Origin of the sequence: Mycolicibacterium tusciae, from assembly GCF_002086795.1 — a bacterium.
Lineage (GTDB): Bacteria > Actinomycetota > Actinomycetes > Mycobacteriales > Mycobacteriaceae > Mycobacterium > Mycobacterium tusciae.
The window spans coordinates 19406-41607 of record NZ_MVIM01000022.1; the positions used below are offsets into that span (position 1 = coordinate 19406).

At 66.2% G+C, this 22202-nt stretch carries 22 protein-coding genes; 8 read left to right on the forward strand and 14 right to left on the reverse strand.

The features are described 5' to 3' along the window. Positions 1–15: 15 nt before the first annotated feature. The 5 genes from BST47_RS27015 to BST47_RS27035 are packed head-to-tail and all read right to left on the reverse strand — an operon-like array spanning position 16 to position 5771. Entirely contained in the window at positions 16–900 is an 885-nt protein-coding gene (locus BST47_RS27015) for a hypothetical protein (RefSeq protein WP_083128904.1), read from the reverse strand. Positions 901–930: 30 nt separating this feature from the next. Next, positions 931–1299 (reverse strand): SpoIIAA family protein, encoded by a 369-nt coding sequence (locus BST47_RS27020; RefSeq protein WP_083128905.1) that lies wholly within the window; start codon positions 1297–1299, stop codon positions 931–933. A 41-nt stretch (positions 1300–1340) separates the two neighbouring features. Then, positions 1341–3827 carry a phenylalanine--tRNA ligase subunit beta gene (gene pheT, locus BST47_RS27025; RefSeq protein ID WP_083128906.1) on the reverse strand — a complete coding sequence of 829 codons (2487 nt, stop codon included), beginning with the start codon at positions 3825–3827 and terminating at the stop codon, positions 1341–1343. Beyond that, positions 3827–4870: a phenylalanine--tRNA ligase subunit alpha gene (gene pheS / locus BST47_RS27030; RefSeq protein ID WP_083128907.1), complete on the reverse strand. Its 1044-nt coding sequence runs from the start codon at positions 4868–4870 to the stop codon at positions 3827–3829. The genes pheT and pheS overlap by 1 nt, the downstream gene beginning before the upstream one ends. Before the next feature lie 28 nt (positions 4871–4898). Next, complete coding sequence (locus tag BST47_RS27035; protein WP_083128908.1) at positions 4899–5771, reverse strand: adenylate/guanylate cyclase domain-containing protein; 873 nt, start codon at positions 5769–5771, stop codon at positions 4899–4901. 164 nt (positions 5772–5935) lie between these two features. Between BST47_RS27035 and BST47_RS27040 the strand changes: the two genes are divergently transcribed. Then, the gene (locus tag BST47_RS27040; RefSeq protein ID WP_083128909.1) at positions 5936–6982 is read left to right on the forward strand and encodes an oxygenase MpaB family protein; all 1047 of its coding nucleotides are present in this window, start codon (positions 5936–5938) and stop codon (positions 6980–6982) included. A 4-nt stretch (positions 6983–6986) separates the two neighbouring features. Further along, complete coding sequence (locus BST47_RS27045) at positions 6987–8228, forward strand: acyl-CoA dehydrogenase family protein (protein WP_083128910.1); 1242 nt, start codon at positions 6987–6989, stop codon at positions 8226–8228. Here BST47_RS27045 and BST47_RS27050 read toward each other — a convergent pair. Then, the gene (locus BST47_RS27050; protein WP_083128911.1) at positions 8225–8569 is read right to left on the reverse strand and encodes a hypothetical protein; all 345 of its coding nucleotides are present in this window, start codon (positions 8567–8569) and stop codon (positions 8225–8227) included. The two genes, BST47_RS27045 and BST47_RS27050, sit on opposite strands and share 4 nt — an antisense overlap. 55 nt (positions 8570–8624) lie before the next feature. On the opposite strand from BST47_RS27050, the gene BST47_RS27055 reads away from it, so the two are divergent. Beyond that, positions 8625–9404: an SDR family NAD(P)-dependent oxidoreductase gene (locus BST47_RS27055; protein ID WP_083128912.1), complete on the forward strand. Its 780-nt coding sequence runs from the start codon at positions 8625–8627 to the stop codon at positions 9402–9404. Between the two features lie 53 nt (positions 9405–9457). Here BST47_RS27055 and BST47_RS27060 read toward each other — a convergent pair whose 3' ends face one another. From BST47_RS27060 to infC, 4 genes are read right to left on the reverse strand one after another with little or no spacing between them, the layout of a single operon-like run. Next, a complete protein-coding gene (locus tag BST47_RS27060; protein WP_083128913.1) occupies positions 9458–10213 on the reverse strand; it encodes a TrmH family RNA methyltransferase in 756 nt (251 codons plus the stop codon). Positions 10214–10236: 23 nt separating this feature from the next. Then, entirely contained in the window at positions 10237–10626 is a 390-nt protein-coding gene (gene rplT / locus BST47_RS27065) for a 50S ribosomal protein L20 (protein WP_083128914.1), read from the reverse strand. Positions 10627–10677: 51 nt separating this feature from the next. Further along, positions 10678–10872: a 50S ribosomal protein L35 gene (rpmI, locus tag BST47_RS27070; RefSeq protein ID WP_083128915.1), complete on the reverse strand. Its 195-nt coding sequence runs from the start codon at positions 10870–10872 to the stop codon at positions 10678–10680. A gap of 11 nt (positions 10873–10883) precedes the next feature. Then, positions 10884–11525 (reverse strand): translation initiation factor IF-3, encoded by a 642-nt coding sequence (gene infC / locus BST47_RS27075; RefSeq protein ID WP_083128916.1) that lies wholly within the window; start codon positions 11523–11525, stop codon positions 10884–10886. Between the two features lie 181 nt (positions 11526–11706). Here infC and BST47_RS27080 point away from each other — a divergent pair, with 181 nt between their 5' ends. The 3 genes from BST47_RS27080 (at position 11707) to BST47_RS27090 (ending at position 16143) form a co-directional block, all read left to right on the forward strand. Next, positions 11707–12069 carry a DUF1844 domain-containing protein gene (locus tag BST47_RS27080; protein ID WP_083128917.1) on the forward strand — a complete coding sequence of 121 codons (363 nt, stop codon included), beginning with the start codon at positions 11707–11709 and terminating at the stop codon, positions 12067–12069. Between the two features lie 45 nt (positions 12070–12114). Next, on the forward strand, positions 12115–15447 hold the full coding sequence (gene lysX, locus BST47_RS27085) for a bifunctional lysylphosphatidylglycerol synthetase/lysine--tRNA ligase LysX (RefSeq protein ID WP_083128918.1): 3333 nt from the start codon (positions 12115–12117) through the stop codon (positions 15445–15447). Positions 15448–15777: 330 nt separating this feature from the next. After that, positions 15778–16143 carry a hemophore-related protein gene (locus BST47_RS27090; protein ID WP_083128919.1) on the forward strand — a complete coding sequence of 122 codons (366 nt, stop codon included), beginning with the start codon at positions 15778–15780 and terminating at the stop codon, positions 16141–16143. On the opposite strand, the gene BST47_RS27095 is transcribed toward BST47_RS27090, so the two are convergent. Next, positions 16137–17300 (reverse strand): sensor histidine kinase, encoded by a 1164-nt coding sequence (locus tag BST47_RS27095; protein WP_083128920.1) that lies wholly within the window; start codon positions 17298–17300, stop codon positions 16137–16139. The genes BST47_RS27090 and BST47_RS27095 overlap by 7 nt on opposite strands. Then, positions 17297–17953, reverse strand: a complete 657-nt coding sequence (locus BST47_RS27100; RefSeq protein ID WP_083128921.1) for a response regulator transcription factor — start codon at positions 17951–17953, stop codon at positions 17297–17299. The genes BST47_RS27095 and BST47_RS27100 overlap by 4 nt, the downstream gene beginning before the upstream one ends. A 99-nt stretch (positions 17954–18052) precedes the next feature. Between BST47_RS27100 and BST47_RS27105 the strand changes: the two genes are divergently transcribed. Beyond that, positions 18053–19402, forward strand: a complete 1350-nt coding sequence (locus BST47_RS27105; protein ID WP_234809889.1) for an alpha/beta hydrolase — start codon at positions 18053–18055, stop codon at positions 19400–19402. A 17-nt stretch (positions 19403–19419) separates the two neighbouring features. Next, on the forward strand, positions 19420–19746 hold the full coding sequence (locus BST47_RS27110) for a hypothetical protein (protein ID WP_207568710.1): 327 nt from the start codon (positions 19420–19422) through the stop codon (positions 19744–19746). On the opposite strand, the gene BST47_RS27115 is transcribed toward BST47_RS27110, so the two are convergent. Both BST47_RS27115 and BST47_RS27120 read right to left on the reverse strand, forming a co-directional pair. Continuing rightward, positions 19740–20828 carry a hypothetical protein gene (locus BST47_RS27115; protein WP_083128923.1) on the reverse strand — a complete coding sequence of 363 codons (1089 nt, stop codon included), beginning with the start codon at positions 20826–20828 and terminating at the stop codon, positions 19740–19742. The two genes, BST47_RS27110 and BST47_RS27115, sit on opposite strands and share 7 nt — an antisense overlap. Further along, complete coding sequence (locus tag BST47_RS27120) at positions 20825–22135, reverse strand: hypothetical protein (RefSeq protein ID WP_083128924.1); 1311 nt, start codon at positions 22133–22135, stop codon at positions 20825–20827. The genes BST47_RS27115 and BST47_RS27120 overlap by 4 nt, the downstream gene beginning before the upstream one ends. Between the last annotated feature and the right edge of the window lie 67 nt (positions 22136–22202).

Here is a 22202-nt window from a genome sequence, read left to right on the forward strand (position 1 = left end):
CGCGATTCTGCATGGTTATGCATCCTCATGCAAATTCATTTGATTGCGGTCCTTCAGCAGCAGCCAGACCAGCGTCACCAGGGCGATCGCGGTCGCCTGGACGCTGAGCACGAAGGCCGCAAACTCGTGCATCGTCGCTGCCACCCCGCAGGCGGTGCGATCGGATACGACGAGCATGGAAAAGCTCATCATCTCCGCGACGCACAGCATCACGATGGTCAGGATCGGCGCCGCTCGCTGGCCCAGGGTGCGCAGGGGCGACGACCGCCGCAGGAAACCCAACTCGATGCCGAGGGTCACCAGCAGCATGGGAATGACCTGCACCATCTGCGCGAAGAAGTCGGTCGAAACGGTATCTGCGCACTCGCCTGCGACGTTGAGAACCGGAAACCACAGCGCGGATGCGACCTGAACGACCAACGTGCCGACAAGCAGCGGCACGATCCAGTCCCTGCGTCCGAGACCGCGCCCGCCGGACGACCCGACATCCAGGACGGCCACCAGCACGAGGCTCATCGACACCGTGAACAACATCGACAGCGCGATGTCCACCCCGAGATTGAGCGGTAGGAACGCCATCGCGATGTGAAGCACCACCATCAGCGCCGCCCCGACCGGCCATGGGCCGTGCAGCAACCTCGGCACGAACTCCTGCCACGACATCGTCTGGCCCAGTTGCTCCCGGGCCTCCATCCGCCATTTCAGACCGGCGGCACACAACACGATTGCCGAATCGACCAGGAAGACGATCCACCGCGAATACGAGATATAGTCGCCCGCACCGGCGTAGGCGAGCTCGACGATTTCGTCGTTGTAGGTGAAGGCGACCACCATCAGAAACATCGCGAGTATCGCGATGCCGTCTACCGAAGTGCGCGGCTGCTCCCCCGTCTCCCCCATGCCGGCCTTTCCTCCGCGACGCCGACGGAATCAGCCGGCGGCCCATTCCTTGGCTCGTTCGAGGTCATCGAGGCCGAACACTTCGAGTTCACCGGGCACCATCCAGCCCACCACATGCACGGTGTGCGCGACCCACTCTTTGTCGGTGACGATCGCGATGCGCTTGAACGCCGACCGATGGTTGATGAGGGTGCCGAAGCCCTGCTTGAGGTCCTCGACCAGCCCTCCCCGTCCGAAGCCCTCATAGTCGGGCGCGATGACCTCGACGATCCGGACTTCCTCGCCGCCGAGCAGCTTCTCCAGTTCGGGCTTGAACTCGATCATCTCCTCGCCGGTCACCTTGCCCGAAACGCGAATTCCCGCAACGCCGGCGGGCATGTCCTGCAGTACCTCGATCATGGCTACGTTCCTACTCCGGAATCGGCGGCACTACTGCGAAATCAGCGGCGCTGCTCGGCTCCGACGCGATCGGCTGCCGCCTGAACCGCGGCGTCGCGGGCGGCACTGGCCTCGTCCTCGGTGAGCGTGCGGTCGGTGGCCCGGAACCGCAGCGCCAGCGCCAGCGACTTGCGTCCTTCACCGATCTGCGGCCCGGTATAGACGTCGAACAGGTGGACCTCCTCCAGCAGTTCACCCGCACCCTCGCGGACGGCATCGATCACATTCTGCGCGGAGACGTCCTCGCCGACGATCAGCGCGACGTCCTGGAACACCGCTGGAAACGGCGATACGGCGGGCGCGGGAAGCGTTTCGGTGAGCGGGATCGCATCGAGGTCCAGTTCGACGGCACAGGTGCCCGCGGGCAGACCCGACCGCTCGATGACGGCGGGGTGCAACTGGCCCGCATATCCGACGACGGCATCGCCGATGACCACCTCGGCGCATCGGCCCGGATGCCAGGGCAGGTGCTGGGCGGATCGCAGTGTGAGCGCTACGCCTGCGGCACGACCGATGACGCGCACCGCCTCGAACGCGTCGCTGGCGTGCACGGGCCTGCCCCGCCCCCACGGGCCCGCGGGCTCGCGCAGCCCCGTCAAGACCGCGCCGACGTGTTGCGGCTGATGCGGCAGCGAGGCATCGAGCGCCGCGATCTCGTCGGAGGTGGGCCGACGGTCGGTCGAAATACGTTCCACCGCGCGGGTTTCCGTCGTCGGCTCGACCACCTGAGCGATCGCGAACAACGCGGCATCGACCGCTCCGCGGGACACATTGCGGCCCAAGGCTTCCAACAGTCCCGGCAGCAGAGTGGTGGCCAGCCGGGGCCGATCGGCTTCCAACGGATTCAGCACCTGCGTCGTGGACCGGCGCGGGTCGTCGGCAGGCAAACCCCACTGGTCGAAGACTCCCGCGGGCAGGAACGGGGTCGGCAGGATCTCGACATAGCCGCTCAGCGCCAGCGACTTTCCGATCGCGCGGCGCCGTTTCTGCGCGGGGCTCAGACCGCGGCCCGGTGGTGCGAGCGGTAGCACCGATGGGATGACCTCGAGGCCCTCCAGCCGCAAGACCTCCTCGACGAGGTCCGCGGGCTGACGGAGGTCGGGGCGCCAGCTCGGTGGTGTCGCGGTCACCTGACCGTCGCGCACGACGACATCGGCGCCGATCTGAGTGAGGCGCTTCTGGGTGGTGCCGGCCGCGTACTCCACACCGGCGATGCGGTCGGGTAGGTCGACCGCCATGCTGACCGGCGCAGGCGACCAGTCGTCACGAGGTGGATCGCCACGCCAGTCGGTCAACGTCGGTTCGACTGTGCCCCCGGCGATCTCGGCCAGCAGCGTGCTGCAGCGATTCAATGCGGCGACGGAGATCGCCGGATCGACGGTGCGTTCATAGCGACGGCCAGCCTCACTGTTGAGGTGCAGACGCCGCTGCGTGCGCGACACCGCGGCGGGGTCCCATACCGCGGCCTCGAGCAACACATCGGTGGTGCTGTCGCGAACCTCGGTGGTGCCCGCGCCCATCACGCCGCCGATCGCCGCGGTGGCGACATCGTCGACGATGAGCACGTCGGCAGGGTCGAGGCGACGTTCGATGTCGTCGAGCGTGACGACGGTTTCCCCCGGTTCAGCGAACCGGACCCGGAAGCCGCCGGTGATCAGGCTGCGATCGTGTGCGTGCATCGGATGCCCGATCTCGAGCATCACGTAGTTGGTCACGTCGACGGCCGGTGAGATGGCCCGGATGCCCGACAGCAACAGCCGTCGTTGCATCCACCACGGCGACACCGCTTTTGGATCGATGCCGGTGACCGGACGCAGGCCGAAGCGCAGCACCCCGGTGCCCTCGTCGATTGTCAGCGGCAGTGCCTCACCTTCGGCGGGCAGGGGCGCGATATCGGCCGGGTCGACGTAGTCGAGGTCGTAGGCGTTGGCGATCTCGCGGGCCATGCCGCGCACCGACAGGCAGTAGCCGCGGTCCGGGGTGATCGCCAGATTGAACACGATGTCGTCGAGGCCGAGGACGTCGGCGGCGGGCGCGCCGGGCTCTGCCGTGCCTTCGGGCAGCACCAGGATGCCGGAATGATCGGAGCCGAGGTTGAGTTCCGCGGTCGAACAGATCATGCCGTCACTGGTGCGGCCGTATGTCTTGCGGGTGGCGATGGCAAAGTCACCCGGCAGCACGGAACCGGGCAGTGCCACCACGACAAGGTCGCCGACCGCGAAGTTGGTTGCCCCGCAAACGATGTCACGTGGCTCGGCTTCACCCACATCGACTTTGACCGCGCGGATTGGCTTCTTGAACTCGGTCAGTTCCTCGATCTCGACGACCCGGCCGACCGTCAAGGGTCCCGTGACCGGCCCGACCGGAAGGACCTCTTCGACCTCATGACCGATGCGGATCAGGGTCTGTTCCAGTTCCTCGGCTGACACGTCCCAGCCGGGAGCACCGGCTTGGACGACGTCGCGCAGCCAGCTGTAGGGCAGGCGCATCAGGCTCCAACCCCGAACGGCAGGGAGAAGCGCACGTCGCCCTCGACCATGTCACGCATGTCGGGGATACCGTTGCGGAACTGCAGGGTGCGCTCCAATCCCATGCCGAACGCGAATCCGCTATAGACCTCTGGGTCGATACCGCAGGCGCGCAACACATTCGGATTGACCATGCCGCAGCCGCCCCATTCCACCCAGCCGGGACCGCCCTTCTTGTTCGGGAACCAGATGTCGACCTCGGCCGACGGTTCGGTGAACGGGAAGAAGTGCGGACGGAATCGCGTACGACCCTCGGGTCCGAATTCGGAACGGGCGAACGCGTCGAGCGTTCCGCGCAGGTGGGCCATCGTCAGCCCCTTGTCGACGGCCAGCCCCTCCACCTGATGGAAGACCGGGGTGTGGGTGGCGTCCAGCTCGTCGGTGCGGAAGGTGCGGCCGATCGAGATGATGTAGACCGGCAGCTCGCGCTCGAGCAGCGCCCGGATCTGGACCGGTGAGGTGTGGGTGCGCAGTACCTGCCGCGAACCGTCGGGCGCGACGTGGAAGGTGTCCTGCTCGCTGCGGGCCGGATGGTCGGGCGGAAAGTTGAGCGCGTCGAAGTTGAACTGCTCGGTCTCGACCTCGGGCCCCTCGGCGAGTTCCCAGCCCATCGCGACGAAGGTGTCGGCGACATGCTCGGCCAGGATCGTGATCGGATGGCGGGCCCCGACCGGCTGCCGGGTCGACGGCAGAGTCACGTCGATGCGCTCAGCGATCAGCACGGCGGCGTCGCGCTCGGCCCGCAGCGCCGCGAGGCGCTCGTCGTAGGCCTGCTGCGCCTCGGTACGCGCCACGTTGACCCGCTTGCCCGCATCGGCGCGGTCGGCCTTGGGCAACGAGCCGAGCGCCTGGCGCGCGAGCGCAATCGGCGAACGGTCACCCAGCTGCTCGGTCTTGGCGCGGGCAAGAGAGTCGAGGTCATTCGCCGCGTCGAAGGCATGCCGAGCCGCGCTGACAGCCTTCGTCAACGCTTCTTCAGACAGGTCTATTGGCTGATCAGCCACCCGGCGATCATATGCGTGGCAGCTGGGGCTACTCGCCCGAGGGGTAGCCGTCCAGGTCGGCGTCACCCGGTGACGGCCTGCGCGATTTCAGCCGGTACATGACGAAATCGGCGGGCACCCCGTCCTGCTTGGGCGCAAAGACCTGCTTGCGCAGCCGCTTGGCGTCGACCCCCAACGCGTCGAGGTCCTCAGCCGAAAGACCGTCCAGCGTCGCCTGGGACACCACCAACTCTCCCCTGGTCGCCCGCTCCATCACTCGCGCAGCGATGTTGACGTCGATGCCCAGCCAGTCCGAGCCGATTCGCTGCGGCCGGCCGGTGTGGATCCCGACGCGCATCCGCGGGGTGTAGCCGTCCACGTCAAGGGATTTCACCGCATCCCGCGCCTTGACCGCGGCGGCGACCGCCGTCGTCGGCCGCAGGAAGACCGCCATGATGCCGTCGCCCATGCGCTTGACGATCTGACCACCGGCTTCCAGCAACGGCGGCTCGACGACCTGCGAGACGCGGCGCAGGAGCTTGAGGGTGGCGTCGTCGCCCGCGCTCAGCGACCACGCGGAGAATCCCACCAGGTCCGTGAAGACGATCGTCGCCTCCTGGTAAGCGGGCTTGCCCGACACCCGCTCGGTCAGCGCCTGCCACACCTGCAGCGCGCCGAGGCTTACCTCGCGTGACGCCGCCTCGCGGTGCAGCAGCCGATCGGCCGCGCGGGCGGCGGCTCTGGGGCCGCCTTCACCGGACGCCGAGAGTGGATCTCCGAACTCGGGGTCCCCGGGAAGCGCGCGCCGGGCGCGGCGCAGGAAGGCGATGACGGACGGGCTGTGGTTGGTGCTCTTCAGCCACGAAACAGGCCCGGATGACTGCCTGCCAGATCGTTCGTCGATCGACTCGACCTCATCCACGGGCACAAGCCTAGTTTGAGCGCCGAAACGCGAATAAACCGGCTGGTCACAGGCTAGTGGAGCGCGCGTGGAGGGTGAATAACACTGCGGCCGCCACGCCCGGCAAATCGTAGACAACGTGCGTTGTCAAGTTTATCGTGAGGGTCTAACGGCGGAGGAAACCGATGGCCCTGAAATCGACTTCGACGGCAAGCGGCACCACACGGCTTGCCGACAGAGACCCGCTCGGCCCAGATTCGCTGACGTGGAAGTACTTCGGCGACCTGCGGACCGGCATGCTCGGCGTCTGGATCGGGGCGATCCAGAACATGTATCCCGAACTGGGCGCGGGCGTCGAAGACCATTCGATCCTGCTGCGGGAGCCACTGCAGCGCGTCGCGCGATCGGTGTACCCGATCATGGGCGTCGTCTACGACGGTGACCGCGCCGCGCAGACCGGGCAGCAGATCAAGAGCTACCACAACACGATCAAGGGCGTCGACGCCGAAGGCCGGCGCTACCACGCGTTGAACCCCGAGACGTTCTATTGGGCGCACGCGACGTTCTTCATGTTGATCATCAAGACCGCCGAGTACTTCTGCGGCGGGCTCACCGACGCCGAGAAGCGCCAGCTGTTCGACGAACACGTGCAGTGGTACCGGATGTACGGCATGAGCATGCGGCCGGTCCCCGACACGTGGGAGGACTTCTGCGAGTACTGGGACGCCAAGTGTCGCGACGAGTTGGAACTCAACCGCGCGACACTCGACATCTTCTCCATCCGAATTCCCAAGCCGTGGTTCGTGTTGATGCCGACGCCGATCTGGGATCAACTCTTCAAGCCGATGGTCGGCGCGCAGCGCTGGATCGCCGCGGGCCTCTTCGATCCCGCCGTACGCGAGAAGGCCGGCATGCGCTGGACGCCGGGCGACGAAGTGTTGCTGCGCATCTTCGGCAAGCTCGTCGAGTTGGCGTTCGTCGCGGTGCCCGACGAGATACGGCTCCATCCACGCGCGCTGGCCGCCTATCGTCGCGCCGAGGGCAAGCTCGCCGAAGACGCGCCGTTGGTCGAGGCGCCCAGCTTCATGGCGCCGCCACGCGATCGCCACGGCCTGCCGATGCATTACGTGCCGCCGCGCAAGTCCCTGCTGGACAGAGCAGGGTCTTTGGTGCACACGACGTTCTCGTTGGCGGGGCTGCGTCCGGCGCGCGGGCGCGATAAGGCAGCCTAGGGGCATGCTCGAATGGACAGACGTTGACCTTGCCGTGCGCGACGCCGTACGGGAGTTCGTAGACAAAGAGATACGACCCCATGTCGACGATCTCGAAAGCGGCGACATGGAGCCCTACCCGATTATCCGCAAGCTGTTCGCGACGTTCGGCATCGCCGACATGGCGCGTGAGTCGCTGAACAAGCGGCTGGCCAAGCTTCGCGACGGCGGCGAGTCGTCCGGCAAATCCTCGGGCGGCGGCGGCATGTTCGGCGGCGGTTCCGGCGGCATGGGCTTCGTGGTGGTCAGCGAGCTATGCAAGGTATCGATGGGCATCGTCACCGGTATGGGGGTCAGCCTCGGGCTGACGGTGCCGACGATCCAGGGCCGCGGCACGCTGGCCCAGCAGGAACGCTGGCTGCCGGATCTGGTCACCTACGACAAGATCGGCGCCTGGGCGATCACCGAACCCGATTCGGGCTCGGATGCGTTCGGCGGCATGAAGTCCTACGTAGTGCGTGACGGGGACGACTACATCCTCAACGGTCAGAAGACGTTCATCACCAACGGTCCTGACGCCGATGTGGTCGTGGTGTACGCGAAGCTTGACGAGGGCGACGGCGCCGACAAGCGTGACCGCAAGGTCCTGACGTTCGTGCTCGATCGCGGCATGGAGGGCTTCGTCCAGTCAAAGCCGTTCAGCAAGATGGGTATTCACAGTTCCCGCACAGGCGAATTGTTCTTCAACAATGTGCGCCTGGGCCGGGACAGGTTGCTCGGTGAAACCGAAGACAGTTCAGCCGGCGACGGGCGGGCCAGTGCACGGTCGAACTTCTCCGCCGAGCGGATCGGCGTCGCCGCAATGTCGCTAGGGGTCATCGAGGAATGCCTGCGGCTGTGTGTCGACTATGCGAAGACCCGAAAGCTGTGGGGTCAGGAAATCGGGCAGTTCCAGTTGATTCAGCTGAAGCTCGCGAATATGGAGGTGGCGCGAATGAACGTGCGCAACATCCTGTTCCGGGTGATCGAGTCGGCGGAGAAGGGTCAGCCGATCTCGCTGCCAGAGGCGTCGGCGATCAAGTGGTACTGCTCGCAGGCCGCCACCGACGTGGCGATGGAGGCGGTGCAGGTATTCGGCGGCAACGGGTACATGACCGAGTACCGGGTGGAGCAACTGGCCCGCGACGCGAAGTCACTGATGATCTACGCGGGCAGCAATGAGGTTCAAATCACCCACGTGGCGCGGGGTCTGCTGAACAACGCTTAGGCGGCCGGCGGAATCGGAGGGGTCCGCAGTTGCCGGTGGCTGAAAGACGACGTAGCGACCTCGTCGTGCAGAGCCCGCACGCGTTGGTAGATCCGCTGTGCGGTCGTATGCGGCATCGTCCCCGGACGGTACCGACCGCGGCGCAACCGCACGGCCCGGCCTTGGAAGATTTCCCAGCGCAACGCTTCCGACACCGACTTCGACGCGCGCCCAACCGGTCGGAAGCCGTGATACGCCAGCGCGTCGACCAGTTCGTCGATTGTCGCGGGACCATGGTCGAACAAGTACGCCGTGAGCAGGTACCGAAGATCGGTCCCCCTCACCTCCAGCGAGTCGGTCATGCGCCGACAATGGCACGGAGGTACGACATGTCGCTTCGCCGACTAGCCTGATCATGTGGACCTGAAGAACAAGACAGCGTTGATCACCGGATCCAGCGGTGGAATCGGCGAGGAGTTCGCCGTTCAGTTCGCGAAGCGCGGGGTGAACCTCGTGCTGGTCGCACGTCGCGCCGAAAAGCTCGCTGAGCTACGCACAAAGCTGACCGAGCAACATCCCGGCCTGACGGTCGACGTGATCACCGCCGATCTCGCCGTCCCAGGCTCCGGTCCCGACCTGGCGTCGAAGGTCAGCGACCTGGGCAAGACCATCGACATCCTCGTGAACAACGCCGGCGTCGGTCTGCACGGCAAGTTCGTCGGGCAGGACACCGCCGCCAATGCGGCGCAGATCCAGCTGAATTGCGGCACCCTGGTCGACCTGACGGCGGCCTATCTCCCGGCCATGACGGCAGCAGGGCGCGGCATCGTCATCAACGTGGCATCGACCGCCGCGTTCCAGCCGACGCCGGGCATGGCGGTCTATGGCGCCACGAAGGCCTTCGTGCTGTCGTTTTCCGAGGCGCTCTGGCAAGAGTGCAAGGGAACCGGCGTGCGCGTTTTCGCACTCTGCCCGGGTGCGACGGAGACGGAGTTCTTCGCGCGGACCGGAGAGGAATTCCTCACCGACGGCAGGCAGACCGCTAAACAGGTCGTCGACACCGCGATGGCGGCGCTGGACAAGTCCACTCCGACCGTGGTCTCGGGTTGGCGAAACCTTCTGCTCGCCAACGGTTACCGGGTCACGCCTCGCAGGCTGATGGTGCAGATCTCCGAGCAGCTCCTGAAAGCCAACTAGCGGCATCGGATGTAACGCCACGGCGGGATTCGGGCGCATTCTTCGCCATGCCGTTACAGACGGTGTGCCCGGGCGCTCTGATACAGACAGATCGCCGCCGCCGATGCCACGTTGAGGCTTTCGGCGTTGCCAGGCATGGGGATTCGCACCCGTTGCGTGGCCATCTCGGCCAGTTCGGTCGCCAAGCCATGCGCCTCCGGTCCGAACAGCCATGCCGTGGGACTCGCGAGATCGGCTTGCAAATCTGGGCTGTCTAGCGATACTTCGCCGTCGACAGTGGTGGCGAGCACTGCAAGTCCGGCTGCAGCGATCGACGACACCGCCGTGGTGGCATCCGGCTCGGATACGACGGGAATCGAGAAGATACTTCCGGCCGAGGCACGCAGACACTTGCCGTTGTATGGATCGACGCTCTGGCCGGCGAGTACAACGGCGTCGGCTCCCATCGCGTCGGCGATGCGAATCAGGGTGCCCGCGTTACCGGGCTCGGAGATCTCCGCCGCGACCGCCAGCAGCCGTGGGGCATCGGCGAGGACGTCGGAAAGCAAGGTCTCGGGTACCGAGCACACCGCGACCAGGCCGACCGGAGTAACCGTGTCCGACAACGCTTTCGCGGCTCGCTCCGTCACCACATACACGTCGGCATCGCTCAGCAGCGATGCGAAGCGGGCCTGCGCGGCTTCGGTGACGAAGACCTCGGAGACGAGTCCGCGCCGCATCGCGGCCTCCACGAGGTTGGGTCCCTCAGCGAGAAAACGTGCGGCGCGACGTCGTCCGACGTGGCGGTGCAGCTTGATCGCTGCCGCCACCCGGTCTGCGCGTTCGGTGAGCGTCAGGCAGCCTCGCCCGACGGCGCATTGACATCGCTGGGCAGCGCAGCCTTGGCGACCTCCACCAGCGCGGTGAAGGCGGCGGGATCGCTGACGGCGATCTCGGCCAGGTTCTTGCGGTCCACCTCGACTCCGGCGGCCTTCAGGCCCTGGATCAACCGGTTGTAGGTGATGTCGTTGGCGCGGGCCGCCGCGTTGATCCGGGAGATCCACAGCTTGCGGAACTCGCCCTTGCGGGCACGCCGGTCACGGTAGGCATAGGTCAACGAATGCAGCTGCTGCTCTTTGGCTTTGCGATACAGCCGCGACCGCTGACCGCGGTAGCCCTTGGATGCCTTGAGTATGGTGCGGCGCTTCTTCTGCGCGTTTACTGCGCGCTTTACGCGTGCCATGGGGGTTTTCCTCTTCGTTCAGGTTCGTTCAGGTCCGGACAGGGGGGCCTGTCAGCCGTTGAGCAGCTTCTTCACGCGCTTGACGTCGTTGGCCGCCACCTCGGTGCGGCCCTCGAGCCGGCGGGTGCGGCGGCTCGACTTGTGCTCGAGCAAGTGCCGCTTGTTGGCCTTCTGGCGCACGATCTTTCCGGATCCGGTGGTCCGGAACCGCTTGGAAGCGCCGCTGTGGGTCTTCGCCTTTGGCATGTGTCCTCAGTTCAGTTCGGTGGTGTTTCGGTCGGTGCGCTCTCGGCGGGCTGTGCGCGTTGCGCAGCCGGAGCGTCGGCATCGTGCGCCGCCTTGGCGCGAGTCTTCGCGCCGCGATGCGGTGCCAGCACCATCGTCATGTTGCGGCCGTCCTGCTTGGCCGACGTCTCGACGAAGCCGTAATCGGCGACGTCGGCGCCCAGCCGCTGCAGGAGTCGGTAGCCCAGCTCGGGCCTCGACTGCTCGCGTCCGCGGAACATGATGGTCACCTTGACCTTGGATCCCGCTTGCAGGAAGCGGACCACGTGTCCCTTTTTGGTCTCGTAGTCGTGCGGGTCGATCTTGGGACGCAGCTTCTGTTCCTTTACGACGGTCTGCTGCTGGTTCTTGCGAGACTCGCGTGCCTTCTGGGCCGTCTCGTATTTGAACTTGCCGTAGTCCATGATCTTGCAAACCGGTGGTTTGGCGTCCGGGGCTACTTCGACAAGGTCGAGATCGGCATCCGCGGCGACGCGGAGAGCGTCTTCGATGCGCACTATGCCTACCTGCTCGCCGCCTGGTCCGATGAGACGGACTTCAGGTACGCGGATGCGCTCGTTGACGCGGGTCTCAGTGCTGATGGGGCCTCCTATGTTGTCGTCTAGGAACCCCACCCATCAGCATCTGTTCAAAGAACAGAAAAGCCCTGCTCAAAGCAGGGCCCAAAGCCGACCAGGACAGGCATCGGATGCCTGTGACCGGACCGCTGTACCGGTATGGTCAGCGGTGGGAGTGGGACTCCACTTGCTGTCCCTGGCGTACGCCGGGACGGTCGCGCGTGCAAGTCTAGCAGGCATGACCCAGGATCCCGCATCGCCGGAACCGGCCGCCGAGCTGCCGACCCGCGAGCTGGCCGATATTCCCGCCGTCGAGGTGATCACCCGGTCGGCGGTCATGTTGATGAGCGCCGCCGCCGAGAAGCTCGGGTTGTCGGCCGAGGACCCCGATGAGAGCCCGCACCGCGACCTCGACGAGGCGCGCCGGCTGATCACCGCGCTCGCGGGGCTGGTGACGGCGTCCGCCGAGTACCTCGGCCCCCACGCCGGACCGGTGCGCGACGGTCTGAAGAGCCTGCAGCTCGCGTTCCGCGAAGCGAGTGCCGCGCCGGAGGAACCGGGTCACGGTCCCGGGGAGAAATACACCGGCCCCGTCTGGTAGCCAGTACCACCAATTTCGCGGGTCGAGCGCATATCCTCGCGCTTTATGACGGTGACTAGTCCGGCCAGCTCTGCGAGCATCGCAAAGGCGCGCCGTACCTCCGCCTTCAGGTGGGTGCCCGCCGCGGCCGGCTGGACGGTCGGCATCATCGCCACCCTGTCGCTGCTGGCGAGTGTGTCGCCGTTCGTGCGCGCGCTGATCAAGGTGCCACGCGAGTTCGTCAACGACTACATCTTCAACTTCCCCGACACCAGCTTCGCGTGGGCGTTCGTGCTGGCGCTGCTGGCCGCCGCGCTCGCGGCCCGCAAGAGCATCGCGTGGTGGATTCTCGTCGGATACATGGTCGCGGCCCTCGGCTGGAACGTCGGCGACCTCGTCTCGGGTGACGAAACGTGGCTCCAGGAAAGCGGTGAGGTCGTCGGCCTGGCTTTCCACCTCGCCGCCATCGCGTTCCTCGTGCTGGCCCGCAAGGAGTTCTGGGCCAAGGTACGCCGTGGCGCCCTGATCAAGGCGGCGGCAACACTGGTCGCGGGGCTGGCCGTCGGCACCCTGATCGGTTGGGGTCTGATCGAGCTCTTCCCTGGATCACTCGCCCGCGAGGACCGCTTCTTCTACGCACTGAATCGGGTAGGCGCTTTTGCGGGTGCCAGCTCGGACTCGTTCACCGGTCACCCACACGTGTTCATCAATGCCCTGCTGGGTCTCTTCGGCGCACTGGCGCTGATGGTCGCGGCGATCGTGTTGTTCCAGTCGCAGCGCGCGGAGAACGCACTCACCGGCGAAGACGAGTCGGCGATCCGCGGACTGCTCGAGTTGTACGGCAAGAACGACTCTCTGGGCTATTTCGCGACCCGCCGCGACAAGGCCGTGGTGTTCGCACCGTCCGGCCGCGCCGCCGTCACCTACCGCGTCGAAGTCGGTGTCTGCCTTGCCAGCGGCGATCCCGTCGGCGACCCCAAAGCGTGGCCGCAGGCGATCGAGGCGTGGCTGGTGCTGTGTCAGGCCTACGGGTGGGCACCGGGGGTGATGGGAGCGAGTTCGACTGGTGCTGAGGCGTTTCGCGCGGCTGGTCTCAATGCTCTGCAACTCGGCGACGAGGCGATTCTGTATCCGGACAACTTCCGCTTGTCGGGCCCGGACATGCGCGCGGTGCGGCAGGCGGTGACGCGTGCGCGGCGCGCCGGTGCCTCGGTGCGGATCCGCCGACATCGCGATCTCGACGCCGACGAGATGGCCAAGGTGGTCGAGCGGGCCGACACCTGGCGCGATACCGAAGACGAGCGCGGGTTCTCCATGGCGTTGGGCCGGCTGGGCGATCCGGCCGACGGTGACTGCCTACTCGTGGAGGCGATTCAGCCCGGGGTCGACGGTGAACAGGTCGTCGCGATGCTCTCCCTCGTGCCGTGGGGCGCCAATGGGGCCTCGCTGGACCTCATGCGCCGGTCACCGCAATCCCCCAACGGCACCATCGAACTCATGGTCAGCGAGCTGTGCATGCAGGCCGAAGGCATTGGGGTGACGCGTGTTTCGCTGAACTTTGCGATGTTCCGCTCGGCGTTCGAACAAGGCGCCCAGCTGGGTGCGGGCCCGGTCGCACGGCTGTGGCGGGCGCTGCTGGTGTTCTTCTCTCGCTGGTGGCAGCTGGAGACGCTGTACCGCTCGAACATGAAGTATCAGCCCGAATGGGTGCCGCGCTATGCGTGCTACGAGGACGCGCGACTGGTCCCCCGAGTCGGGGTGGCGTCGGTGATCGCCGAAGGCTTCCTGGTGCTTCCGTTCTCACGCAGGCACGAGCAACCGCACACCGGTCACCACATCGCGGTGCCGCAAAGCATCATCGACCGCGGTCTGTTGCACCATGACGGCACCGCCCCCGACGTCGACGAACTGGAAGTCGGACTGGACGAGGAGGAACAGTCCCGTCTGCCCGAACAGGTCCGGGTCCGGATGGCCAAGCTCAAGACATTGCAGGACAACGGCGTCGACGCCTACCCGGTCGGCGAGCAACCCAGCCACACGATCCTTGCCGCGATCGAGTCCGAGGGTGCGAGCACACTGACCGTCGCGGGCCGCGTGCTACGCATTCGGGACTACGGCGGCGTGCTGTTTGCGCAGCTGCGCGACTGGTCGGGGGAAGTACAACTGCTGCTTGACAACTCGCAGCTCGGCGACGGAACGACGGCCGATTTCACGCATGCCATCGATCTGGGCGACCTGATCCAGGTGACGGGCACGATGGGTTACAGCAAGAAGGGCACGCGGTCGCTGATCGTGCTCAGCTGGCGGTTGATCGGTAAATGCCTGCGCCCACTGCCCGACAAATGGAAAGGGCTGACCGACCAGGAGGCGCGGGTGCGCGCCCGCTACGTCGACCTGGCCATCAACACCGAGGCCCGCGACCTGATCCGGGCGCGCAGCGGTGTTCTGCACGCGATCCGCGAAAACCTCTTCGACAAGGGATTTTTGGAGGTCGAGACACCGATACTCCAACAGATTCACGGCGGCGCCAACGCCAGGCCGTTCCTGACGCACATCAACGCCTATGACCTCGATCTGTATCTGCGGATCGCTCCCGAGCTCTACCTCAAGCGTCTGTGCGTGGGTGGTGTCGAGCGCGTCTTCGAGCTGGGCCGGGCATTCCGCAACGAGGGCGTCGACTTCAGCCACAATCCGGAGTTCACGCTGCTGGAGGCCTATCAGGCGCACGCCGACTACAACGTGTGGATTGACGGTTGCCGGCAGTTGATCCAGAACGCCGCTCAGGCCGCCAACGGAGCGCAGGTGTTCATGCGTCCCCGCGAAAACGGCACGCTGGAACCCGTTGATATTTCAGGTGAGTGGACGGTCAAGACCGTGCACGAGGCGGTGTCGGAGGCGCTGGGCGAACAGATCGGGCCCGAGACGGACCTGACGACGCTACGCAAGCTGTGCGACGGCGCAAGGATTCCCTATCTGACCCACTGGGACGCCGGTGCGGTGGTGCTCGAACTGTACGAGCACCTGGTCGAGGACCACACCGAAGCGCCCACGTTCTACAAGGACTTCCCCACATCGGTGTCGCCGCTGACGAGGCCGCACCGCAGCATCCCCGGCGTGGCAGAACGATGGGACCTGGTGGCGTGGGGCGTCGAATTGGGCACGGCATACAGCGAGTTGACCGATCCCGTCGAGCAGCGGCGCCGGCTGCAGGAGCAGTCGCTGCTGGCCTCGGGCGGCGACCCCGAGGCCATGGAACTCGACGAAGACTTCCTGCAGGCGATGGAATACGCGATGCCGCCGACCGGTGGCCTCGGCATGGGTGTGGACCGCGTCGTCATGCTGATCACGGGCCGCAGCATTCGCGAAACTCTGCCGTTCCCCTTGGCCAAACCGCGTTAGTCAACCGGTGACTCGGCTCCTAACGCCAGCCCAACAGCCGGATTGATCAACTGTTCTCGGGTCGGAAATCGCGCAATCGCGCGCCCAACTGATTGGAGAACAGATGATCCCACGAAGAGCAGCAGCCAGCCTCGCCACGATGGCCGTACTGACATGTGCGCCTCTACTTTTCGGCACGGCTACCGCCACCGCAGATCCCGGAATCGGTTGGGGTGCACCAGGCCCCGGCCTCCTACCCGGTCCGGGTCGCGGAGGCTTGGGCGGGCCGGCGTCCGGACTCGGACTGCTACCCGGACTTGGCTTCGGAGCACCAGGACCGGGGGTGTTCTGATGCCACGCGTGATTCTCGGCGTGCTCGGGCTAGCGGGCGCCCTATCGCTGATGACGGCGGGGCCTGCCTTGGCGCAGGCCGCCGGGCCGCTCATCGAAACCACTTGTAGCTACACGCAGATCGAGGCAGCCCTGCAGGTCGAGGCACCCGAGGCATCGGGGCGACTGGCCGAACGCCCCGACGCGCAGGCGAAGATCCAGGAACTCCTGGCGCTGCCGATCGACCAACGACGGCAGCGGGTGAAGTCCTTCATGGACCGCAATCCAGATGTGGCGTCGATGATTGCGCAGAAGCGCAATACGCCCGAGGGACAGGACAAGCTGATGAAGATGCAGCGCATCGCTGACACGTGTCACAACTACTGATCGCTCGACCCGACAAACGTGACGGTGAGCCCGCCATCCGGGCGGGCCACCGCACGTACCTCACCGCCGTGCGCGGTGGCGATCGACCGCACGATCGACAGGCCCAGTCCGGCCCCTCGACTCGTCGGGCCGCCGTCAGAGGTTCGGTCGCTGACGCTCAAGCGATGAAAGGGCTCGAATATCCCGTCGACTGCAGACTGCGGAATCACCGATCCCGAGTTTTCGACCGACAGCCGGCTTACTCCGTCATCGTTCGACACCGACACGATCGCCCACCCAGCTTCAGCGCGGTTGTACCGGATCGCGTTGTCGATCAGGTTCCCCACCAAGCGCTCAAGCAGATCCGGATCGCCGCTGATATAGGAGGGGGCGAGCCTCGTGATGACCTCGACGCCCGACTCCGCCGCGGCGGTCTCCGACAGGGCGACCGCCCGGCGTGCGATGTCGGCGAGATCGACCCGCACGCGGCGGGCGAGCTGTTGCTGACTGCTCGCCAGCACCAGCAGGCCGTCGATGAGCCGCTCATGACGGCGATTGACGTCCAGCAACGTAGCTCCCAGTCGGCGCGTCGACTCGGGGGCGTCGGGGTCGTCGATGGCCACCTCGATCAGGGTGCGGTTGATCGTCAGCGGGGTCCGCAGTTCGTGCGACGCGTTGGCGACGAAGCGACGTTGACCGTCGAAAGCATGATCCAGGCGCTCCAGCATCGCGTCGAACGTGTCTGCGAGGTCTTTGATCTCGTCGTCGGGCCCGTCGAGCCCGATCCTTTCGTGCAGGCTGCGATCCGCCACTCGCCTTGCTGTGGTGGTGATCTGATGCAGTGGTTGCAGTGCGCGACCGGCCAGCAGCCACCCGAATCCGCCCGCCGCCAAGCCGACGACACCCAACGACACGAAGGACCACGTCAGCATTCCGCGTTTGATGTCCTCGCGTTGTTGTTCCGCCTGCGCGGCGAAGGCGGACACCAGATTCTCGGCAACAGGAAACTCCCGGAGCCCGCGTTCGGCCAGAAACTGCTTCACCAAATTCTGTGCACCGGCTCCAGGGCGACGGTCCATCGACTGGTCCAGGTAGAAGTACATCAGCGCGATCAGCACCGCTCCGGCGATGAAGAAGGCCGTCGCGTACAGCACTGTGAGGCGCACCCTGATGGTCATGGGATGCGATACCCCACACCGGCCTCGGTTTCGATCACGTGCGGCTCGCCAAGCTTTCGGCGCACCATCATGATCGTGTAGCGGACGACGCCGGTAAACGGATCGATATGTTCGTCCCACGCTTTTTCCAACAGATGCTCGGCAGATACCACGCCTCCCTCAGCACGCAACAACTCAGCTAGCACCGCAAACTCCTTGGGTGTCAACGAAATCGGTCTCTCCTCGCGCGACACTGTGCGCCGATGCGGATCTAGTCGGATACCGGCTCGTTCCAGCACCGGAGAGACCGCGGGCCGCGACCGCCGACACAGGGCATGAACGCGTGCCACGAGTTCAGCGAACTCGAAGGGTTTGGTGAGGTAGTCGTCGGCGCCGAGCTGTAGGCCCCTAACCCGCTCAACGACAGCCGTGGCCGCCGTCAGCATCAGGATTCTGGCCGTCGCGCCAGAATCGGTCAGTTGAGCACATACGAAATCGCCGGAGACGGTCGGAAGATCGCGATCCAACACGATGACGTCATAGTCGTTGACTGCCGCCCGTTCGAGAGCGGCGTCACCGTCGTAGGCCACATCCACAGCGATCGCGTGGCGGCGCAGCCCAGCCGCGATGGCGTCGGCCAGCAGCTGCTCATCCTCGACAACCAGAACGCGCATACCAATATGGTGCACGTCAGACGCGTTAGGTCGCTGTTAGGTGCATGCCCGCAGCTTGCTCACAGCGGAGCACAAGGATTGGCAGTCACTCTTGTGGCCGTGACGCTCCGCGACCTGCTGCGCCACCATTTGTCGCTGCTGCATGGCTGGATTCCGATAACGGTCCAGGTCCTGGCCGGCATCGCACTGGTGGCGGCCATCTGCTGGGGTATCCGACGTTGGCGATACGTATGGGTGCCGTGGGCGGTGCTGTGCGGGGTGGCCCTGACCGCGGCCGCCTACTGGTATGTCGAATCAGAAGGCCTCGCGGGAAATCCCGCACCCGACGGGCTCTGGGTGTGGATCGGGCTGACGGGAACCGCGGCCGGCGTGCTGGTGGCGGGCTGGCGCGGTGCGCAGTGGTGGCGACGTGCGGTGGCGGCCTCAGCGGTGCCGCTGTGCCTCTTGTGTGCAGCGTTTTCGCTCAACCTGTGGACCGGGTACTTCCCCACCGTCCAGACAGCGTGGAATCAGCTCACCGCGGGTCCGCTGCCTGATCAGACAGATCAGGTGACCGTACTGGCGTTGCAGCACCACCACCAGATTCCCGCGAAAGGCACCGTGGTACCGGTTCAGATCGGAGACGGGGCGTCAGGTTTCAAGCATCGCGACGAACTCGTCTACCTGCCCCCGGCCTGGTATGCCACCGACCCTCCACCACCCATGCCGACGATCATGATGATCGGCGGCGAGTTCAACACCCCCGCCGACTGGGTACGAATCGGCAACGCGGTGACCGTCGCGGACGACTTTGCAGCGGCCCACGGCGGAAGTGCGCCGGTGCTCGTCTTCGTCGACGCAGGCGGCACGTTCAACAACGACACGGAGTGCGTCAACGGCAGCCGCGGCAATGTCGCCGACCACCTCACTAAAGACGTTGTCCCGTTTATGGTTTCGAAGTTCGGTGTGAGCGCCCACCGGGACAACTGGGGCGTGGTGGGCTGGTCGATGGGCGGTACGTGCGCCGTCGACCTGGCTGTCATGCATCCCGACATGTTCGGCGCGTTCGAGGACATCGCCGGCGACATCGCCCCCAACTCGGGGACGAAAGACGAGACCATCTCACGGCTGTTCGGCGGGAACGCCGCGGCCTACGCGTCCTTCGATCCCACCACCGTCATCACGCGACACGGACGCTACGACGGTGTGGCCGGCTGGTTCGCCGTGAACAGCGAAGCGGCCCCGGCGCAGAGTTCGGCAGCGAACTCGCTGTGCTCACTGGGCAACGCCAACGGGGTCGGCTGCGCGGTCGTCGTGCAAACCGGTAAGCACGACTGGACCTTCGCATCACAGGCCTTCGCGACCGCACTGCCCTGGATGGCCGGTCAACTCCTCACCCCCGGCGCTCCGCATGTGCCGTTGCCCGCACCACCTCCACCTCCGCCGATCATTCAGGTGGCCGCCAGGTAGCGGGTAGCGTGGACCGCATGCCGGACGAACCAGCCCAGGAGCCGGAAGCCATCGTCGACGCCGTTGTCGAGCCCGATCCGGCGCCTCCGGCGGGTCCGGCGGGTCCGGCGACAACCCCCGCAGAACCCGCGGACACGGGCTACACCGCAGGCGGTGTCCCGACGTTCGATTCGGTGCGCGAGAAGATCGAGACCCGCTACGGCACGGCGATCGGCGCCGCGGAACTCGATGCCGAGACGCCGGAAGGCCGCACCGTCGAGGAGCAGTACGAAGCGCGGCAGCGTGCCGCGGCCGACCGGCTCGCGCAGATCCGTGAATCCATGCGCAAACCTGAGTCTCAGTAGTCGGATTCGGCGGCCAGGATCTCGGCGAGGTAGGCGTCGTCGGCCGGTGCGGCCAGCCGCGACCGCGCTAAGTCCCGAATCCGCTCGCGCGTCTGCGCCGACTCGCCGCCGCCGGCGCCGACCGTCAGCGTGGTCACGCGCCAATCATGGTCCCACGCCAACGATTCCGATATCGACTGCTGATCGGGGCCCACGACGGGGAACGCGGCACGGCCGTCGGCCCCGAGTGCTCCGTCACCTCCGAAAGCGCCGGAGCGCAGCCGTACCGGCACGCCATTGGGCGAGCCCAGTCCCGACAACTCCACGCGCACAGTTGCAGTCACCCCGTCGTCGGCAGACTCGACGCTCCAATTGACGGTGTTCTCGGCCGCGTCGAATACACCGGCGGGAACAGCGGACCAGTGCACTGAGCCAACTCCCGTTGCAATAGTCGCCGTCGACGTCCCTCCGCCATCCCCGCCCGCAGCCAGCGCGTAATCGTCCCTGCGACCGGATCGCGCAGGCGTGTCGAAGACTATGCCCACCTCGTCGGCGAGGTCGGTGCACTTCTCCACCAGCTCGACGACGCGCGGGTCACCCTCGTGGACATGGGCGTTGAGCGCGGCGACGTGCGACCGCAACACCTCGGCCACGTCCGAGTCGAAGGTGTCGTCGGAGAAGAAGTCCTCCGCGGCCACAGTGAGTATCGCGATCTCCGCATCCAGCAACGCCGCGTCGAGTGCCGCGATCCCATCACGCTGGCTCGCCGGCCACCACCGCCGCAACCAATGGCCGAACGCCAACCGCCGCAACGGGTCCAGCGAGCCGGGCAACACATCTACCCCCGCCAGGTCCACCGCCCGCGCATCGTCGGGTGGAGCGTGATCGACCGTGGACGCGACCGCCCGATGTCCGTCTTCGCCCAGCACGCGCCACAGCCAGTCCGCCCTTGCGGGATCGGTGAACGTGATCTGCGGATCAGCGGACGGATCGTCGACGGTCCACGACAGCACCGCACCGCTGACCTCGAGTACGGCGTGCAGCGGAGAAGGTGCCGCGGAGGGTCCCGTACTCCACAGCCCGGAATCGGACATCAACTTCATCCGGCCACCTGCAATTCCAGCATCGTCTTGATGCGCTGCCGGTGGTCGAGACTCACCGACCGCGCGACGCCTTCCAACAGCGCGCGGACGTCGTCGACATCGGAACAGGGTTCCTGCCAGACGTCGCGGCCATGCAGGCGCGCCCACAGTCGGCTGAGATACGGTCGGGCGAACGCGGCGAGGTCGTCGATCACCTGCTGCTGGCGAGGGTGGATCGGCCCGCTGTCGGCGAGATAGCGACGCGCGTGCAGCACGTACGCCTCCTTGCGCAGCCGGGCCTGGATCTGACGGGCGAGGTCATACCGGGTCATCGCGGTTTCGGACAGCGGCGCCAGGTCGACGGCGACCTCGATGCCGGCGACCAGCGTCGCCTGCTTGTCCTCGCCCATCAGCCCCCATGGCGCGCAGCACCGGTCGACCTCTTCCTCGCACAGCATCGGAACCTCTGGCAGTTCTTCGCGATCCATCGCACGACGAAGGGTTGCGCGTACCCGGTCGATCACCGACCGATTGAGCGGCCGTTCGCCGTCGTACCCACCGATGACCTCCGGCGGACCCTGCGGTTCCGCGGAGCTCAGGCCGAGCGCGACGATCGACCACGGCAGCTGTGACCCGCGTTCATGCGCGGCGGCGCCGAGGTTGTATGGCGTGACATCGGCGATCAGCGCCTGCCACACCCGCTGCCGCGCCGCTGCGGCGCCGTGCGAATCGGCCGGGCCCAGCACCGTGGTCAACCCGGACAGGAAGGGACCGGTGATCTGGTTCCCGGGCCGAACGTCTTTCCAGCTGGAGCGCAGCTGGTCCGACAGTTCCGAGATGACGAGATGGTCCGACGAATAGGTGTTCAGCACTTCGATCGCGGTGCGGTCGCGGTCGGCATGGATCTCCCGCAGCACCGATTCGGCCTCGCCGGAATCAGCCTGTGCGGGTGCACCTTTCGTCACAGCAAGCTCGTAGCATACCGGGAAATACAACTCCTGGGCGTTACCGCTGGTGATCCGTAGCCGACGGCGCTCACGCTTGAGCAGCTCGAACCACGCTGCCGCCGCGCGCATCTGGGCGGCCTGGCCGACGATCGCATCATGCATGGCCTCGGCGACGTCGGCGGCGACGAACGGCGCCGAGAACTGGGTGTTGGAGCGCAACCGCAGCACCAACGGGTCGATGATGCGCTTCACGGTGCGCCGCAACGGGCCGCCGTCGTCACCGCTGAGCACCTCCACACCGGGCCCGATCGCGCGCCACGCGCGGTCGATCACCGCGCGCCGCGGATGGGCGACGGCGATGGCCGTCTCAGCAGTGCTCATAGCAACAGGATAAGAGTCGGGTACCCGGCAAAGTTGGGTTCGGTAGCCGACGGAGTGTCAGAGCCTG